Source organism: Mameliella sp. AT18, assembly GCF_028807275.1.
Classification (GTDB): Bacteria; Pseudomonadota; Alphaproteobacteria; order Rhodobacterales; family Rhodobacteraceae; genus Antarctobacter; species Antarctobacter albus.
Window position 1 is genome coordinate 1 of the sequence record NZ_JARAMO010000034.1, and the last position, 18472, is coordinate 18472.

Below are 18472 nucleotides of genomic sequence, written 5' to 3' on the forward strand. Positions count from 1 at the left end.
GACCGGCGGCGTGATCATCCCGATTTCCATGTTCACCACCATGATGATGCCCAGGTGGATCGGGTCGATCCCCAGTTGCAGCGCAATCGGGAAGACCAGCGGCGCGACGATCACCAGGAGGCCCGAAGGCTCCATGAACTGACCGCCGATCAGCAGGATCACGTTGACGATCACCAGGAACATGATCGGGCCGAACCCGGCGTCCAGCATGGCCGAGGCGATCTGCTGCGGGATCTGTTCGTCGGTCAGGACGTGTTTCAGGATCAGCGCGTTGGCGATGATGAACATCAGCGTAACCGTCAGCTTGCCCGCCTCGAACAGCGTGTCCTTGGTGTCCTTGTGGAAGAAGGCGGTGACCAGGGCGATGGGCTTGCGGATCAGCGGCGTGTTCGGCCCGCCTTCCTTGTTCGCAAGCGGCCCCATGTCGCGATAGACGAAGGTGGCGATGACGAAGGCGTAGACCGCCGCGACCGCCGCCGCCTCTGTCGGTGTGAAGATGCCGCCATAGATGCCGCCCAGGATGATCACGATCAGCAAGAGCCCCCAGAGCGCATCGCCCCCGGCCTCGGCCACTTCGCCCCAGCCTTTCCATTCGCCCTTGGGCAGGTCGTGCATGATGGCGATGATCAGGATCGTGGCCATCAGCATGGTGCCCGCCATCAGGCCCGGAATGACCCCTGCCAGGAACATGCGGCCCACGGAAACATCGGTGGCCGACGCATAGACGACCATGACGATCGACGGCGGGATCAGGATGCCCAGGGTGCCCGCGTTGGCGATGACACCGGCGGCGAAATCCTTGGAATACCCCACCTGTCGCATCCCGGCGATCACGATGGACCCGATGGCGACCACCGTTGCCGGAGAGGACCCGGAAAGCGCCGCGAAGAGCATGCAGGCAAAGACGCCGGCGATGGCAAGTCCGCCCGGCAGGTGCCCGACGCAGGCGATGGAAAAGCGGATGATCCGCTGCGCCACGCCGCCTGTCGACATGAAGCTGGACGCGAGGATGAAAAAGGGGATCGCCAGGAGCGTGTAGTGCCCGGCCATCGCCTGGAAAAAGCTCTGCGCGATCGAGGCCAGCGAGGTGTCGCTGAGCACCAGCAGGAAGACGATCGAGGAAAACCCGAGCGAGACGGCAATCGGCACACCGATCAGCATCAGGCCGATCACCATGCCAAAGAGAATGACAACATCCATCGGATCAGTCCTTGTTCATGTGCGCGACGTCTTCGACCGCGTCTTCGGCTTCGTGGCTGACGATCAGGCTCTCGGCTTCGCCGCGCCAGATGCGGAAGGTGGCCTGGATAAACCGGAAAAACAGCAGCAGCGCGCCGAAGGGCAGGATGACGTAGGGGATGAACCGCGGGATCTTTTCATAGGCTTCGCCCTCGTTGATCCAGGGTTCGATAAAGCGCAGCCACTCGGGCATCGGGATGTCGATCACCTCGTACCAGGAGCGGTAAGAGGTACGGCCCATCTCCTCGAACCCGGTGGGGAACCAGCGGCCCGTGGTCTGCGGCAGGTTGGCAAAGTTGGCCCAGTAGTCCCAGGCGCCCTTGAGCAGCAGGAAGGCATAGCCGATGCAGACCGCCGCCGCGATCAGGGTCATGACCTTGCGTGTCGGGGCGGAAACCACGTTCAGCACCGCGTCCACGCCCAGGTTGGCGGTCTTCTTGACCGCGTAGCTGACCCCGAACAGCACCAGCCATGCAAAGAGGAACGAGGTCGCCTCCAGCCCCCAGATCAGGCCACCGGGCAGGTCGACGCCGAGCAGGTCCTCGAGCCAGCGACCGAAGCTGCTGTTCACGCCGTAGCGCAGCACGACGTTGATGAAAGTGATGATCGTCATCGCGCCAAGGATGAGCGCGATCACCGTCTCTTCCAGTTCGTCGATGAAACGTCCGAACATCCCGTTCGGCGGATTATGAGATGACATGGTCCCCCTCCTTGCCCCGGTTTCGGGTACAAAAAAACCGGCCCCCATACTATCACGGGGGCCGGGCATTCGGCGCTCAGGCCATTACATGCCGTTGTTGATGGCCTGTGCTGCGTCGATGTTGTCCTGGCCCACGTCCTTCACGAACTCGTCCCAGACCGGCTTCATGGTGTCGACCCAGGCCGCGCGCTGCTCAGGCGTCAGTTCGCGCACGGTGCCGCCCGCGTCGATGATGGCCTGCTTGGCTTCCTGGTTAACCTTGAAGCTCTCTGCGTTGCGGGTCTCGGTCACCTCGGCGATGATGGTCGCCAGCTGGTCACGCACGTCCGCGTCCAGGCCTTCCCACCAGTCCACGTTGGTCACGACCAGATAGTCGATCACACCGTGGTTGGTCTCGGTGATGCCGTCCTGCACCTCGAAGAACTTCTGGCCGTAGATGTTGGACCAGGTGTTTTCCTGTCCGTCGACGACGCCGGTCTGCAGCGCACCGTAGACCTCGGAAAAGGCCATCGGCTGCGGGCTGCCGCCCAGGGCCGCCATCTGCGCCTTGAGCACTTCGGAGTTCTGCACGCGGAACTTCAGCCCCTCGGCGTCACCCGGATCAACCAGCGGCTTGTTGGCCGACATCTGTTTCATGCCGTTGTGCCAGAAGGCCAGGCCCAGCAGACCGCGACGGGTCATCGATTCCTTCATCTTCTGACCGGTGTCGGAGTTCTGGAACCCGTCGACGGCCTCGATGTTCTTGAACATGAACGGCAGGTCGAAGATGCGGAACTGCTTGGTGAACTGCTCGAATTTCGACAGCGAGGGCGCGGCCAGCTGGACGTCGCCCTGCAGCATCGCCTCCAGCACCTGGTCATCGTTGTAGAGGGTCGAGTTCGGGAAGACCTCCATGCAGGCCTTGCCGTCCATCTCGGCGTTCACGCGCTCGGCCAGCAGGGTGGCGGCGATGCCCTTGGGGTGACGGTCGGTGTTGGTGACATGGCTGAACTTGATGACAAGTTCACCCTCGTCGCAGGCGGCCTGGGCGCCAGTGGCACCTGTCACGACAAGGGCTGCCGCCGCGGCGGTCATCAGAAACTTTTTCATGGGTATCCTCCCAGATACGTTTTGCAAGTTTCGCGGCGCCCCTCCTCGAGGCGCCGGATGCCGCTTAGAAAGCCGCCTGTTCCGAATCGGATCAAGAGCGCGTGATCGGAAACTCCTCCACACCGATTTTCTGAAACAAATTCCAATTGTTACGATGCAACTCCTCGCCAAACCGGCATCCTAGAGCCGCGAGTCGTGCGATTCTCCGCACAGCTGTTTCCGCTCGCTGTGCGGAAATCCGCACAGTTGCCGGGCAGATTGCGAATCCCCCTGCCCTTCGGCGCGACTCGCCATCAGGCGCGGTAGGTCTCGGGTTTCAGCCCGTATTTCGCGAGCTTGTCGTAAAAGGTCTTGCGCGGCAGCTTCAATGCCTCGGCGGCAAGCCGTGCCTGCCCCTCGTTCTTGCGCAGCGCCTCGATCAGGAGGGATCGCTCGACCTGAGCCATGCGCTCGGCCAGCCCCAGGCTGCCCTCCGGCGCAGCAACGTCGCCTAATCCCAGCACAAAGCGCATGGCCGTGCTCATCAGTGAGCGGGCGTTGCCCGGCCAGTCCTGCGCCATCAGGCTGGAGATCAGGTCCTCGGTAATCTCCGGCGGCGCAAGGCCGGCCTGTTCGGCGGCCTGGGCGACATAGTGACGGAACAACACCGGGATGTCCTCGGGGCGTTCCGACAACGAAGGAATACGGACCTGGCAGACCTCGAGCCGGTAGTAGAGGTCACTGGACATCTCGCCCTTTTCCGCCGCTACTGACAAGTCCTGAGTGCTGCCCCCGATCAGGACCGTGTCGCCCTGTTCCATGAGGTCGATCAGGGCCAGTTGCGTGTCCTGGCTGAGCCCGCCGATCCCGTCGAGGAACAGCGACCCACCGGCGCAACTTTGCCAGAGGGCCTGCAGTTCGGCCCGGTCCAGCCCCGATGCGGCGCGTTTCTGGAACGGTGCCTTGGCACGGGGCGAGGCCAGGTGAATGACCTCGGCCACCTTGGAAATGCCGGTGCCGGGCGCACCTGTCACAAGGGCCTCTGTCCCGGCGCGCGCGGCCATGCGCACGCGGGCGCGCAAGCGTTCCGCCGCAGGTGAAATGCCGAAAATCAGCCGCGCAGCCGGATCGCCGGTTTCCAGTTGGGCCTTCAGCCGCCGGTTTTCCAGCACCAGGCCGCGCGTCTTCAGGGCCCGGCGCACGACGGCCGTGAAATCCGCCGGGCTGCAGGGTTTTTCCAGAAAGTCGAAGGCCCCCTGCGACATGGCCCGCACCGCCATCGGAATGTCGCCCTCGCCAGTCAGCAGGATGACCGGCAGTTCCGGGTCCTGCTGGTGCGCATAGTCCAGCAGGTGAAAGCCGTCCCGCCCCGGCATCCGGATGTCCGAGACGATCACCCCGTCGAAATCGGGACGGATCCGGTCCTTGGCCTCGACAAAAGACCCGGCGGTCAGCGTGTCGAAATCCGCCAGTTCCAGGGACTGCCCCAGCGCCTCGCGAACCGAGGCATCGTCATCGACCAGCAGCACGCGGCTGACCATCATGTCCGGCCTCCCAAGGGACGGTGGGCGGGGCGAGGTTCCGTCTGCAGGACGGGACAAGCGTCGTCCATCGTCCTCACGCGGCCATCTCCGCCCGCCAGTAATCCAGCTCGACCGTGAACAGCGCCCCGGCTTCCGTGTTGGCGCCGCGGATGCGGCCGCCGAAACTCTGCACCAGACCGTAGGAAATAGACAGGCCCAGCCCCATGCCGTCGCCCACTTGCTTGGTCGAATAGAACGGCTCGAACACCTTGTCCGGATCGGCAATGCCCGGCCCGCTGTCCTGCACCCGCACCACCAACCTGTCGCCCAGCACCAGCGTGATCTCGATCACCTTGACCTCCTGCCCCGCCATGGCATCGGCCGCATTGTTGATGAGGTTGACGAAAACCTGACCCAGGCGCACCTCGCCCCCCATGACCCAGATCGGCGCGGGCCAGGTTGCCGGGTTCCAATGCAGCGTCACGCCGTCGGATTTCAACCGCGCCTCTGTCATCTCCACCGCCGAGGACAGCACCGCCACCACGTCGACCTTGCCCATCGGCTCTGCCTCGTTGCGGGCAAAGGCGCGCAGGTTCTTGATGATCCGTGCCGCCCGCGCCGCCAGCCCGGCGATCCGGTCGAGGTTGGCGCGCGCCTTCTCCGGCTTGCCCTTGTCCAGGAAGGCGGCGCCGTTTTCGGCGAATTGCCCGATCGCCATCAGCGGCTGGTTCAGCTCGTGGCTGATGCCTGCCGACATCTGGCCCAGGGCGCTCAACTTGCCTGCCTCCACCAGTTCCGCCTGTGCCCGGCGCAGCGCGGCCTCAGCCTCTTCTCGTTCCGATACCTCGCGCCGCAGCGCCGTGTTCGCCTGTTCCAGGTCCTGCGTCCGGTCCCTGACCCGGCCTTCCAGCCGTGCATTGGCGATGCTGAGCGCGCGCCGCCGCTCTGTTGCCAGGAACAGCAGCGAGCCGAAGAAGAGGCAGAGCACCGCCACCACGGCGGTCTGCAACCAGGCCAGCCGCCGCGCTGGCCCGACGTCCACCAGTGCCTCGCCGGTCAGGCCGATCACCGGCAGCGGCTGGACAAGGTGCAGGGCCGCACGCGGGACATAGGGGCTGAGACGTTGGTGCCAAACCTCGTGTTCGCCGACCATACGCGCATGGACATCGACGACCTCGCCCCCGGGACCGATCATCGCCCGGTCGGTGCGCTGCCAGAACAGCAGTTCGGACCGGTTGGTGACGAAGACCTGGTTCAACGCGTCGGTAAAGAAGACCGAGGGGCGCGAACCGCTCCACTCCCATTCCAGCGCCTCGATGTCGGCCACGAGGACCAGCACACCCCGCACCTTGCCGTCCGGACCAAAACTCGGAACACCGTGGAAATAGGCCCGCCGTGCGGCGGCTGCGCTGATGCCCCGGTCTGCCCCCAGCGCGCCGTTCACCGCCCGCAGGAACCAGGGCTGCGCCGCCAGATCGACAGGCACTTCGCCTTGGGCAGAGGCCAGAACGCGCCCATTGCGGTCGGCGTAAAAGGCATTGAGCGCGCCGGTCTGGTCCAGGTTGCGCAACAAAACCGCCTCTGCCGCGGCCCGGTCCCCCTCTGCATGCAGCGCGGTCAGCGCAGGATGATCGGCGAGCGACACCGCAAGCGACCGGTAGCGTTGCAACCCGGTCACCAGCCGGTCGGCGGCCAGTCTCAGGTCAGACCGGCCCTGTGCCTCGACCTGGCGCAGGGCCTCGGCGTAGCTGGTTGTCCAGACGATCCAGCCCAGGCCAGCGACCGCGGCCAGGAAAAGCCCGACGATGGGCGCGCGTGCTGTGGGTCTGTCTCTCATGGCCAACGATCATAGACCCCTCTTGCCAGTGCTGCCAAGACGGGCCAAGCATCCCCCCATGCAGCGATTTTCCCAAGACCCGACCGACGCCGGATTCGTCCAGGACCCCTACCCGTTCTACGAACGCCTGCGCAGCGCCGACGACCTCGCCTGGTGGGAGGACTACGCGATGCCCTGCGCGGTCTCGCACCGGGCGGTCAGCGCACTCCTGCGCGACCGCCGTTTCGGGCGAGAGATCCCGCCGGAACAGGCCCCCGCGATCCCGCCGCATCTCGCGCCCTTCTACGCGGTCGAGGCGCATTCCATGCTGGAACTGGAACCGCCGCGCCACACCCGTTTGCGCGGGTTGGTGCTGCGCGCCTTCACCTCGCGCCGGATCAAGGCGCTGGGGCCAGAAATCGCGCAATTGTCCAATGACCTGATCGACCGCCTGCCCGAGGGTGACTGCGACCTGCTGACAGGCTTTTGCCAGCCGCTGCCGGTCATCGTGATCTGCCGCCTGCTGGGGGTGCCGGAGGCCCAGGCGGATCAACTGCTGGCCTGGTCGAACGCGATGGTCGCCATCTACCAGGCCCGCCGCGACCGCGCGATCGAGGATGGTGCCGCGCGCGCGGCGCAGGAGTTCTCGGATTTCCTCAAGGGCTATGTCGAAACCCGGCGCAGCCAGCCCGGCGATGACCTGATCACGCATCTGATTGCCGCCGAGGAGGATGGCGAGAAGCTCTCGACCGAGGAACTGATCACCACCTGCATCCTGCTGTTGAACGCGGGCCACGAGGCGACGGTGCACACGCTTGGCAACGGGATCAAGTGCCTGTTGGACCGCGGGCTGGGTATCACGCGGGCGTCAGCCGACACCACGGTCGAAGAGATCCTGCGTTTTGACCCGCCGCTGCACATGTTCACGCGCTACGCCTATGAAGAGGTGGAGGTTTTCGGGCATCGCTTCCGGCGCGGAGACCAGGTGGCGCTGTTGCTGGGCGCCGCCAACCGCGACCCCGGGGTATGGCCCGACCCGGCGCGTTTTGATCCAGCGCGCCCGATCAGCGCCAACACCAGTTTCGGCGCCGGTCTGCATTTCTGTGTCGGCGCGCCGCTGGCCCGGCTGGAGCTGCAAATCGCCCTGCCGATCCTGTTCGAGCGTCTGCCCGCCCTGCGCCTGGCCGAACCGCCGCAGTACGCCAACCTCTATCATTTTCACGGGTTGAAACGTCTGCGGGTCAGCACATTGTGACGCAGGCCAAGCGCCCGTGGTCACAAGGGCAACGCCGTCGTCGCCTTGATCTCTTCCATCGACAAGAGCGCGGTGACGTTGTGCACCTTCACCTCTGAAATCAGCGCCTGGTAGAATACGTCATAGGCGCGGGCATTCTTCACCCGCACCTTCAGGATATAGTCGATGTCGCCCGCCAGCCGGTGCGCCTCCTGCACCTCGGGGCGTTCGCGCAGGGCCTTGAGGAACTTTGCCTGCCAGTCCGCCTCGTGCTCGGACGTTCGGATCAGGACAAAGAACGTCGCCTCGAACCCCAGCTTTTCGGCGTCCAGCACAACGGTCTGCTGACCCAGCACCCCGCCCTCGCGCAACTTGCGAATCCGGTTCCAGACAGGGGTCTTGGAAGAGCCCACTTTCTTGGCGATCTCGTCCAGCGACTGCCCTGCATCGCGCTGCAGTTCCGCAAGAATTTTCCGATCCGTGTCGTCGATCTTCACGGCTGTTCTCCCTCTCGGCCAGTATTGGAACATTCCTCCACCGACATTGACCTTGTAGAACATACGTTCTTACTTTCCCAGCCCCATAGGCAAAACGGGGGACAATTTCCTATTATCAAAGGCAGACGCAAGGAGTTCCGAAGTGCAGCACTTCCCGATCTTTCTCGATCTCGCCGGGCGGCGGGTGATTGTTTCCGGCGGCGGCGATGCCGCTTTGGCCAAGCTGCGCCTGCTCCTCAAGACAGAGGCGCAGATCACCGTCTTTGCCGCCCAACCCGACCGTCAGATCATCACCTGGGCCGCCGAAGGTGTCCTGACCCTGGTGCCCCGTGCGCTGGAACCGGGCGACACGCTTTGCGCCGTCCTGTTCTACGGCGCCAACGAGGATGCGGTCGAGGACGCGCGCGCAGCCGCGCTGGCCCGATCCGAGGGCGCGCTGGTCAATGTCGTCGACAACCTGCAGGACAGCCAGTTCATCACCCCCGCCATCGTCGACCGCGATCCGGTGACCGTAGCCATCGGGACAGAGGGCGCGGCCCCGGTGCTGGCCCGCGCGATCAAGGCCGACCTCGAAGAGCGCCTGCCCGCGACGCTGGGCACGCTGGCGCGCATCGGCAAGACGTTCCGCAAGATGGCAGAGGCCCTGCCCTTTGGCCGCGCACGCCGCGACTTCTGGCAGGACTACTATTTCAACGCGGGCCCCCGCGCGATCACCCAGGGTGAGGAAGCGGTTGATCAGGCGCTGGACGACCTTCTGACCCGTCACCTTGAGCGCGATCAGCGCCCCGGCCATATCTCTTTTGTCGGCGCAGGTCCCGGCGACCCAGACCTGCTGACGCTGAAGGCGCGCAAGGCGTTGGATGCCGCCGACGTGGTGATCCACGACCGGCTGGTGCCGCAGCCGATCCTGGAACTGGCCCGCCGCGAGGCCACCATGATCGACGTGGGCAAGACCGGTTTCGGCCCGTCCACCCGGCAGGAAGACATCGACGCGCTGATCGTCAAGCACGGCCTCGAAGGCGCGCAGGTGGTTCGGCTCAAGGGCGGTGACTGCACCGTTTTCGGCCGCCTGGACGAGGAAATCGAGGCAGTGCTGGCCGCGGGTCTCTCCTATGACGTGGTGCCCGGCATCACCGCCGCCTCTGCCGCTGTCGCCTCGATCGGCCAGTCGATCACCAAACGCGGGCGCAATGCCTCGGCGCGGGTGATGACCGGCCATGACATGCAGGGCTTTGCCGATCACGACTGGCGCAGCCTGGCCCGCCCCGGCGAGGTCGCCGCGATCTACATGGGCAAGCGCGCCGCGCACTTCCTGCAAGGCCGGCTGATGATGCACGGCGCCGCCCCCGACACCCCGGTCACCGTGGTCGAGAATGCCTCGCGCCCCGACCAACGGGTGCTGGACACCACGCTCGACCGGCTTTCGACCGACCTCGCGGAGGCCAGCTTCGACGGCCCCGCCCTCATGCTTTACGGCCTCGCCCCGCGCGATGGCCTTCCCGTCACAAGTTTCGATCAGGAGGCATATCAATGGCCCGCAAGTTCACACCCAAAGTCGTCACCGCAAACGCCCTCCTCGCTGGCGACGTCGTCTATCTGACCGCCGACGACCGCTGGAGCGCGGACCTGCGCGATGCGGAACTGCTGACCGACGAAGCCCACGCCCAGCTGCGGCTGGTCGAGGCCAGCGCGCGGCACGCGGAGGTTGTCGGCGTCTACCTCGCCGACATGGAACCGGGCGCAAACGGGCCGGAGCCGACGCATTTCCGCGAGGCTTTTCGCCGCAAGGGCCCTTCGAACTACGCGCACGGCAAACAGGCCGAGCTGTAAGAATTTCCGACCCCACGCGCCGAGGCGCAAAGGAGACGACAGATGTACGCATACAATGACTTCGACGCCGCTTTCGTGGCGGAACGCAACCGCCAGTTCCGCGCACAGGTGGAGCGCCGCATCGACGGGTCGCTGACCGAGGACGAGTTCAAGCCGCTGCGCCTGATGAACGGCCTCTACCTGCAGCTGCACGCCTACATGCTGCGCGTCGCCATCCCCTATGGCACCCTGAACAGCGCCCAGATGCGCCAGCTGGCCTATATCACCGAGCGCTGGGACAAGGGGTATGGCCATTTCACCACGCGGCAGAACATCCAGTACAACTGGCCAAAGCTGCAGGACGTGCCGGACATGCTGGACGCGCTGGCAGAGGTCGAGATGCACGCCATCCAGACCTCGGGCAACACGATCCGCAACGTGACCGCCGACCACTTCGCCGGCGCCGCCGCCGACGAGATCGCCGATCCGCGCCCGGTGGCGGAACTGCTGCGCCAGTGGTCGACCGATCACCCGGAATTCCAGTTCCTGCCGCGCAAGTTCAAGATCGCCGTCACCGGGTCGCCCAACGACCGCGCCGTGACCGCCGCGCATGACCTGGCCATCCGCATCGTCGAAAAGGATGGTGAGATCGGCTATGCCGTGTTGGTCGGTGGCGGACTCGGCCGGACGCCGATGATCGGCAAGATCATCAACGAGTTCGTCCCCCAGGAAGACCTGCTGCCCTACGTCGAGGCCGTCGTCTCGGTCTGGAACCTGTTGGGCCGCCGCGACAACAAGTACAAGGCGCGCATCAAGATCACTGTGCACGAGCACGGCATCGACGAAATCCGCCGCCTGGTCGAGGCGCGCTTCGCCGAGACCAAGGCCGCCTTCAACGGCGCGGACCTCGACCTGTTCGAGACGATCAAGACCCATTTCGCGGCGCCTTCGTTCACGAAACGCCCTGTTTCGGCCTTTGACCGCGCCTATGACAACGATCCGGTCTTCCGCGCCTGGGCTGACACCAACCTGTCGGACCACCAGGCCGAGGGCTATGCCATCGCGCAGATCAGCCTCAAGGCGCATGGCGAAACGCCCGGCGACGCCACGGCGGACCAGATGAGAGTCATGGCCGACATCGCGCAGGAGTTCGGCCACGACGAGCTGCGCATCAGTCACGAGCAGAACGTGATCCTGCCGCATGTCCACAAGGACGACCTGCCGGAAATCCACGCGCGACTGAAATCGCACGGGCTGGCCACCGCCAATATCGGGCTGGTGTCCGACATCATCGCCTGCCCCGGCATGGATTACTGCGCCCTGGCGACCGCCCGTTCGATCCCGATCGCGCAGGAGATCGCCACGCGCTTCGACGAGCTGAAGATCGAGCACGAGATCGGCGACCTGAAGATCAAGATCTCGGGCTGCATCAATGCTTGCGGGCATCACCACGTCGGCCACATCGGCATCCTGGGTCTGGACCGTGCGGGGGTGGAGAACTACCAGATCACCCTTGGCGGCGACCACACCGAAACCGCCGCCCTGGGCGACCGCACCGGCCCCGGCTTTTCAGCCGAGGAAATCGTTCCGGCCATCGAACGCATCGTGGAGGCCTATCTCGACCACCGCGACAGCGCCGAAGAAACCTTCCTTCAGGCCTATCGCCGTCTGGGCATGGCGCCCTTCAAGACGGCGCTCTACGGCGAGAAGGCCGACAAGCGGTCCGAGGCGGCCTGAGCGCATGAACGCCTTCACCCCGTCCAGACCTGCCGCGCAGGGCACGCGGCAGGACATGACCGACCGCGCCGAACGGGTCGCGGCGCTGAACGCGCGGTATCGCCACCACAGCGCCACCTCGGTGCTGGAAGGCGCGCTCAGCGATCCCGACGCCGGGCAACTGGCGCTGGTGTCCTCCTTCGGGGCTGAATCCGTGGCCCTGTTGCACCTGGTTGCGATGGTGGACCGCAAGACGCCGGTGCTGTTCATCGACACGCGGCTGTTGTTCGCGGAGACCCTGACCTACCAGCAGGAGGTCGCGGAACGGCTGCGGCTGGAGAACCTGCGGATCATCCGCACCGACCGGGCAACGCTGGACAAGCGCGATCCCTATGGCGCCCTGCGGATGTCGGACACCGATGCCTGCTGCGCCCTGCGCAAGACAGAGCCGCTGAACGCTGCTCTGGACGGCTACGACGGCTGGATCACCGGGCGCAAGCGCTACCAGTCCGGCACCCGCGCCGCGCTGGAGTTCTTCGAGCTTGAAGACGGCACCGGCCGGATCAAGCTGAACCCGCTGGCCCATTGGACGCCCGAGGACGTGCGCGCCTACATGGAGGAAAACCGCCTGCCCAAGCATCCGCTGGTGGCGCAGGGGTATCCGTCGATCGGCTGCCAACCCTGCACGTCCAAGGTCGCGCCGGGCGAGGATCCCCGCTCGGGCCGCTGGCGCGGGCAGGACAAGGAAGAATGCGGCATCCATTTCGTGGATGGCCGCGCCGTCAGAGGCGGCGAGACACAAGGAGAAAAGGCATGACGATCATCGTGCGCGACGACGGCTTTCACGCCGAGGACTGGAACGGCGACTTCGACGGCCCGGCGGCCCAGGACCTGCCGTCCGATACCGCCCCCGAAAGCCTCGCCTTCGACGACGACACCGGCATGATCCGGATCGACTTTCCCAGCTTTGCGGATGGGCGCGGCTTTACCCTGGCGCGGCTGCTGCGCCTGCGGGGATACAAGGGCCGCCTGCGGGCGCGCGGGCATGTGATCGCGGATCAATACGCGATGGCCCGGCGCGCCGGTTTCGACGAAGTCGAGATCGACGAGGCGCTGGCCGAACGCCAGCCGCAGGACCAATGGGTGTTCCGCGCCGACTGGCAAGCCCATGACTACCAGGCACGGATGCGCGGCACCGCCTGACGCATTTCGCGACGTTATCGGGCGCAGGCCGGGGCAATCCCGGCCCGCGCCCTTGCGCCGCCTTTCACCTGATGCAGATCAAAGCTAGATATGAGGTGCCGGTTTACCTAGCCGGCAGGACGACATGACAGAGATGAGCCCCGTGACCGACGCCACCGCAACCGAGCCCGCCCGCGCGCCCCGCACCCTTGCCGTGCCGGACGCCCAGACCGTGACCGAGGTCAAGCACTACACCGACCGGCTGTTTTCCTTCCGCTGCACGCGCCCCGCGAGCTTGCGGTTCCGTTCGGGCGAGTTTGTCATGATCGGCCTGATGGGCGACCCCGATCCCAAGACCGGCAAGCAGAAACCGCTGCTTCGTGCCTATTCCATCGCCTCCCCCTCCTGGGACGAGGAACTGGAGTTCTATTCGATCAAGGTGCAGGACGGCCCGCTGACCTCGAAACTGCAGCACATCAAGCCGGGCGACCAGATCATCCTGCGCCCCAAGCCCGTGGGCACGCTGGTCCATGACGCGCTCTTGCCGGGCAAGCGGCTGTGGTTCTTTGCCACCGGCACCGGCTTTGCGCCCTTCTCGTCGCTGCTGCGCGAGCCGCAGACCTACCAGGATTACGACGAGGTCATCATCACCCACACCTGCCGCGAGGCCGGCGAGCTGACCTATGGCCGCGAGATCATCGAGAGCCTCAAGACCGACGAACTCCTGGCCGAGGTGATCGGCGAAGGCTTCTGGAAGAAGATCAAGTACTACCCGACCACCACCCGCGAAGAGAGCGCCAAGATGGGCCGCATCACAGACCTGATGCGCTCGGGCGAGGCGTTCGAGGATCTGGGCGTGGCGCCGCTGACCCCCGAGACCGACCGGGCGATGATCTGCGGCAACCTGGCCTTCAACCTCGAACTGAAGGAAATGCTCGAGGAATACGGGCTGGAAGAAGGGGCGAACTCCGACCCCAAGCACTACGTTGTCGAAAAGGCCTTTCTCGACTGAGAAAGCGCGGCACTGGAACGCGAAAGGGCCGCCCCATCGGGCGGCCCTTCTGCATTGCGATAGACTGTTGTGCGATACAGAGGCACAAGACCACGAACGGGTGCCTTGAAGGTCTGATTGAGACGACAGCGCGCCCGGCAGCGGCATCCGTGGCGGGATAGTTGATCAATTCCCACTCGATCCTAAACGGCTCCATGACCGCAGACGGGGGCTGCGACACGCGGGAACGGCACGACGAGATTGCCGCAAGCCGCCTGTCGCACAAGAACGCCCCCCGGCGCGCCGATTTTCTGTTCACTCTGCGACGCAGTCGGCGAAGTACCTGACCTCGCCGTTCTTGTCCGTTTCCTGCAAGAGGCCGTGGATGTCAGTCTCGAAGCCAGGGCACTCGCGTGAAAACTCACGATTGAAGCGGAGATAGTCCACGATCTCCGTGCTGAAGATCTCGCCGGGAACGAGAAGCGGGATACCGGGCGGATATGGGGTGACGAGGCTCGTGGTCACACGACCTTCGAGCTCGTCGATCCCGACCCGCTCGGTCTTCCTGCGCGCAATGTGGGAAAAGGCTTCTGATGGTGACATGGCCGGATGATGATCGCTGGTATAGATCTGGGTCGTCAGCCGGGCCACGTCATATTTCGCATAGAGTTCGTGCACATGCTGGGACAGGTCCTTGAGCCCCATGTGTTCGTACCGCGACTGCTTGGCACAGAACTCCGGCATGACACGCCAGAGCGGCTGGTTCCGGTCATAGTCGTCCTTGCATTGCTGAAGCGCGGCGAGAAGCGTGTTCCACCTGCCCTTCGTAATGCCGATGGTGAACATGATGAAGAAGCTGTAAAGACCGGTCTTTTCGACCACGACCCCATGTTCGGCAAGGTACTTCGAGACAATCGAGGCCGGGATGCCTGTGTCCTCGAACCGACCATCTATGTTGAGCCCGGGCGTTATGATCGTCGCCTTGATCGGGTCCAGCATGTTGAAGTTGCGGGCCATGTCGCCAAAGCCGTGCCAGGCGTCTTCGCCCGAGCTTTCGACCGCATCGCTGTCGGTCTTCTTCAGCTCCCAGTCCTTTGCCCGCCCGATCCCGTCCTCTGCCAGTTCGTCCGGCCCCCAGACCTGGAACCACCAGTCATTGCCATATTCTGCGTCGACCTTGCGCATGGCACGCCGGAAATCGAGCGCCTCCAGCAGGCTTTCTTCGACCAGCGCCGTTCCACCCGGCGGCTCCATCATGGCCGCCGCGACATCGCAGCTCGCGATGATCGAATATTGCGGACTTGTCGACGTGTGCATGAGGTAGGATTCGTTGAAAAGGTGGCGGTCGAGCTTCGTTTCCTCGGAATCCTGCACGAGGATATGGCTCGCCTGGCTGATGCCGGCCAGAAGCTTGTGAACCGACTGGGTGGCGTAGGTCACGGAATGCTTCGTGCGCGGCCTCTGGCGGCCCATCGCGTGGTAGGTACCATAGAACGGGTGGAAGGCGGCATGGGGCAGCCAGGCCTCGTCGAAGTGAAGCGTTTCGACATACCCGTCGAGCAGGTCCTTCACCACTTCGGTATTGTAGAGAACACCGTCATAGGTCGATTGCGTCAGCGTCAGGATGCGGGGCTTTACCGTATCGGCATCGAGCCCCTCCAGCAGCGGGTTAGCCCGGATCTTTGCCCGGATCGCCTCCGGCTCGAACTCGGATCTTTGAATGGGACCGATGATGCCCCAATGATTGCGCGTCGGCTTGAGGAAGATCGGGATCGCTCCGGTCATGATGATCGCGTGCAGGACCGACTTGTGGCAATTGCGGTCCACCAGCACGACGTCGTCCCGGGCGACGCTGTGGTGCCAGACCATCTTGTTCGAAGTCGAGGTGCCGTTGGTCACGAAAAAGCAATGGTCGGCGTTGAAGATCCGCGCCGCATTCCTTTCCGACGCCCCGATGGCGCCGTTATGGTCCAGCAGTTGCCCCAGCTCCTCGACCGAGTTGCAGACGTCGGCGCGCAGCATGTTTTCACCGTAGAACTGGTGGTACATCTGCCCCACGGGCGATTTCAGGAAGGCGACCCCGCCGGAATGCCCCGGGCAATGCCATGAGTACGACCCGTCTTCGGCGTAATCGAGAAGTGCCTTGAAGAAGGGGGGCTGGATATATTCGAGATAGTTCTTCGCTTCCCGGATGATGTGACGGGCGACGAATTCAGGTGTATCCTCAAAGGCGTGGATAAAACCGTGCAGTTCGCGCAGGACGTCATTCGGCAAGTGCCGTGATGTCTTCGTCTCACCGTAGATATAGATCGGCACGTCTTCGTTCTTTGCGCGGACCTCCTCGATGAAGTTTCGCAGGTTCAGAACGGCCGGGTCGAGGTCTGGGCCCGGGCTGAATTCTTCGTCGTCGATCGACAGGACGAAAGCCGACGCCCGGCTCTGCTGTTGTGCGAACTGTGACAGGTCGCCGTAACTCGTGGCGCCCAGAACCTCGAACCCCTCGTTCTCGAGCGCCTCGGCAAGAGCACGAATTCCAAAGCCCGAAGTATTTTCGGACCGGAAATCCTCGTCGATGATGACGATGGGAAAGCGAAACTTCATCTGTCTATCCTTGATGCGATCCTGGACGCCCGATTGTTCTCGAAGCCTCGGCAACGACGTCCGGGCCACGATAGACCACGCGGAACGGCCATCCAAGATCCACCAGCCCAAGGGCCGCTTTCGCGGCGCATTTACGCGACATCGAATGCCGATGCCCAGGATGTCTGCAGACAGTTGCGCACCAAACCAAAAGGGCCGCTCTATCGGGCGGCCCTTCTGCGTTTCGGGGGATACGGACCTTACTCTTCGAGACCCAGCAGAACCTTGATCTGGTCCAGCGCGGTTTGGGTGATCTCGGGGTTGTCCCGGACAGCCTCTACCGCGGCCTTGGCGCTGACCTTCTTCAGCTCGCCCAGCTCGGAGTTGTCGATGTAGTCGACCACCTTGTCATAGTCGAAACCATCGACGGTCAGCAGTTCCTGGATCGACGGCGCATCGGCGGTTTCGACAGGCTCTGCGGCGGGGTCGGCCGCGGGCGCGGCATCGGTGGGTTCCGCCGACTCGACGGGCTCTGCGGCCGGATCGGCTGCGGGTTCTGCGGCCGGCTCGGCTGTATCGACGGGTTCGACCACCGGATCGGCTGTTGCCGACGGCTCCAGCACCGGTTCCGAAGCCGGGTCAGCCGTCTCGACGGGTTCGGCGGCAGGATCTGCGGCCGGCTCGGCAGTTTCGGCAGGCTCTGCAGCGGGCGCGGGATCGACGGCCTCGGGCGCATCCGCGTCCGCCAGGGCCGTGTCGACCGCGTCACCGGCGTCCTTGGCCACGTCCATCGTCGCGTCGGCGGCATCCTTGGCGGCGTCCACGGTCACGTCAGCCGCATCCTTGGCCACGTCAACGGTCGCATCCGCCGCGTCCTTGGCAGCATCCAGCGTCTTGTCCGCGGCACCGGCCAGGGCATCGCCCAGCTTGGCCTTGCCCTCTGCAACGTCCTTGGCGGCATCCGCCAGCGCGGTTTCGGCGGCATCCACGGTCTTGTCGGCGGCGTCCTTGGCCGCGTCCAGCGTGGCATCCGCCGCGTCCTTGGCGGTATCGGCCACGTCCTTGGCGGTGTCGACGGTTGCGTCCGCCGCGTCCTTGGCCACGTCCACGGCATCCTCTGCCGCGTCCTTGGCGGCCTCTTCGGCCTTTTCAGCCGCTTCCGCGGCTGCCAGTTCGGCCGCCCGGGCCGCCTCGGCCGCAGCGCGTGCCGCTTCTTCCTTGGCCTGCTGGTCTGCGTACCACAGGTAACCACCCACGCCCGCTGCAACCGCGACCAGGACGAAGATCAGGTTTCTCATGGGAACCTCCATCACGTTCCGCCCCGCGCGCCGGTGCGCAGGGTTCCTAGGAAGCGGTGTGCGCTGCCCCCCGGCCAGCTTCAAGGGGAATCCGTTTGCAAGTGGCGCACAGGCATGGAATTGCCGCTTGAAAGCCTATGCGCCCAAGTTTACCTTGCCACCCTGATGAAAACCGCAAATGGAGCATTCCGATAGCCCGCAGACCACATAACGCGCCGCCCACGCGCGACACAGGCCCCCGAGTCAACGACCGTATCCGGGCCCCTGAAATCCGGCTCATTGGCGCCGAAGGCGAAAACGTCGGTGTCGTCACCCCTGCCCGTGCGATGGACCTGGCTGAACAAGCCGGGCTCGACCTCGTGGAAATCTCGCCCAACGCGACGCCGCCGGTCTGCAAGATCATGGACTACGGCAAGTTCAAGTACGAGACCCAGAAGCGCGAAGCCGAAGCCCGCAAGAAGCAGAAGATCATCGAGGTCAAGGAGGTCAAGTTCCGCCCGAACACCGACACCCACGACTACGAGGTCAAGATGCGCAACGTCTTCAAGTTCCTCGAGAACGGCGACAAGGTGAAGGTCACCCTGCGGTTCCGCGGACGCGAGATGGCGCACCAGAACCTTGGCCGCGAACTGCTGGAACGCGTGGCGGAAGACGTCAAGGAAATCGGCAAGGTCGAGAACATGCCGAAGATGGAAGGCCGCCAGATGGTCATGATGATCGGCCCCTCAGCCAAGTGAGGGTCCGGCACATGATCGCCTGAAAAGGCGCATTATCCGCACATGAGCCCGCCGCCAAGGCGGGCTTTTCGTATCTGCCCAA

Annotated in this window: 16 protein-coding genes; 8 read left to right on the forward strand and 8 right to left on the reverse strand. The window is 64.6% G+C overall.

Going from position 1 to position 18472, the window contains the following annotated elements; genetic code table 11:
* The 5 genes from PVW46_RS04235 to PVW46_RS04255 all read right to left on the reverse strand — a co-directional run.
* On the reverse strand, positions 1 to 1200 hold a 1200-nt coding region (locus PVW46_RS04235; protein WP_274574823.1), incomplete at its 3' end, for a TRAP transporter large permease.
* Between the two features lie 4 nt (positions 1201 to 1204).
* Positions 1205 to 1939, reverse strand: coding sequence for a TRAP transporter small permease (locus tag PVW46_RS04240; protein ID WP_069211631.1), 735 nt, complete (start codon positions 1937 to 1939; stop codon positions 1205 to 1207).
* Between the two features lie 84 nt (positions 1940 to 2023).
* Positions 2024 to 3028, reverse strand: a complete 1005-nt coding sequence (locus tag PVW46_RS04245; RefSeq protein WP_043145222.1) for a DctP family TRAP transporter solute-binding subunit — start codon at positions 3026 to 3028, stop codon at positions 2024 to 2026.
* Between the two features lie 293 nt (positions 3029 to 3321).
* Entirely contained in the window at positions 3322 to 4548 is a 1227-nt protein-coding gene (locus tag PVW46_RS04250; RefSeq protein WP_043145359.1) for a sigma-54-dependent transcriptional regulator, read from the reverse strand.
* Positions 4549 to 4624: 76 nt separating this feature from the next.
* A complete protein-coding gene (locus PVW46_RS04255) occupies positions 4625 to 6367 on the reverse strand; it encodes a sensor histidine kinase (RefSeq protein WP_069211630.1) in 1743 nt (580 codons plus the stop codon).
* A gap of 58 nt (positions 6368 to 6425) precedes the next feature.
* Between PVW46_RS04255 and PVW46_RS04260 the strand changes: the two genes are divergently transcribed.
* Entirely contained in the window at positions 6426 to 7601 is a 1176-nt protein-coding gene (locus PVW46_RS04260; protein ID WP_069211629.1) for a cytochrome P450, read from the forward strand.
* 20 nt (positions 7602 to 7621) lie between these two features.
* Here the strand turns inward: PVW46_RS04260 and PVW46_RS04265 are convergent, their stop codons facing one another.
* Positions 7622 to 8110, reverse strand: a complete 489-nt coding sequence (locus tag PVW46_RS04265) for an Lrp/AsnC family transcriptional regulator (protein WP_043145361.1) — start codon at positions 8108 to 8110, stop codon at positions 7622 to 7624.
* A gap of 109 nt (positions 8111 to 8219) precedes the next feature.
* On the opposite strand from PVW46_RS04265, the gene cysG reads away from it, so the two are divergent.
* The 6 genes from cysG (at position 8220) to PVW46_RS04295 (ending at position 13796) form a co-directional block, all read left to right on the forward strand.
* Entirely contained in the window at positions 8220 to 9677 is a 1458-nt protein-coding gene (gene cysG, locus PVW46_RS04270; RefSeq protein ID WP_069211628.1) for a siroheme synthase CysG, read from the forward strand.
* Positions 9608 to 9907: a DUF2849 domain-containing protein gene (locus PVW46_RS04275; protein ID WP_069211627.1), complete on the forward strand. Its 300-nt coding sequence runs from the start codon at positions 9608 to 9610 to the stop codon at positions 9905 to 9907. The genes cysG and PVW46_RS04275 overlap by 70 nt, the downstream gene beginning before the upstream one ends.
* Positions 9908 to 9949: 42 nt before the next feature.
* Positions 9950 to 11623, forward strand: a complete 1674-nt coding sequence (locus PVW46_RS04280) for a nitrite/sulfite reductase (protein WP_069211626.1) — start codon at positions 9950 to 9952, stop codon at positions 11621 to 11623.
* 55 nt (positions 11624 to 11678) lie between these two features.
* On the forward strand, positions 11679 to 12419 hold the full coding sequence (locus tag PVW46_RS04285) for a phosphoadenylyl-sulfate reductase (protein WP_229754816.1): 741 nt from the start codon (positions 11679 to 11681) through the stop codon (positions 12417 to 12419).
* Positions 12416 to 12805 (forward strand): DUF934 domain-containing protein, encoded by a 390-nt coding sequence (locus tag PVW46_RS04290; protein ID WP_069211624.1) that lies wholly within the window; start codon positions 12416 to 12418, stop codon positions 12803 to 12805. The genes PVW46_RS04285 and PVW46_RS04290 overlap by 4 nt, the downstream gene beginning before the upstream one ends.
* Before the next feature lie 124 nt (positions 12806 to 12929).
* Positions 12930 to 13796, forward strand: a complete 867-nt coding sequence (locus tag PVW46_RS04295) for a ferredoxin--NADP reductase (protein WP_069211623.1) — start codon at positions 12930 to 12932, stop codon at positions 13794 to 13796.
* A 294-nt stretch (positions 13797 to 14090) separates the two neighbouring features.
* On the opposite strand, the gene PVW46_RS04300 is transcribed toward PVW46_RS04295, so the two are convergent.
* Together PVW46_RS04300 and PVW46_RS04305 are read right to left on the reverse strand one after the other, a co-directional pair.
* Positions 14091 to 16376 (reverse strand): arginine/lysine/ornithine decarboxylase, encoded by a 2286-nt coding sequence (locus PVW46_RS04300; protein ID WP_043145241.1) that lies wholly within the window; start codon positions 16374 to 16376, stop codon positions 14091 to 14093.
* Positions 16377 to 16615: 239 nt separating this feature from the next.
* The gene (locus PVW46_RS04305; RefSeq protein ID WP_139022688.1) at positions 16616 to 17653 is read right to left on the reverse strand and encodes a hypothetical protein; all 1038 of its coding nucleotides are present in this window, start codon (positions 17651 to 17653) and stop codon (positions 16616 to 16618) included.
* 137 nt (positions 17654 to 17790) lie between these two features.
* Here PVW46_RS04305 and infC point away from each other — a divergent pair, with 137 nt between their 5' ends.
* A complete protein-coding gene (gene infC, locus PVW46_RS04310) occupies positions 17791 to 18390 on the forward strand; it encodes a translation initiation factor IF-3 (protein WP_082024732.1) in 600 nt (199 codons plus the stop codon).
* Positions 18391 to 18472: the final 82 nt, after the last annotated feature.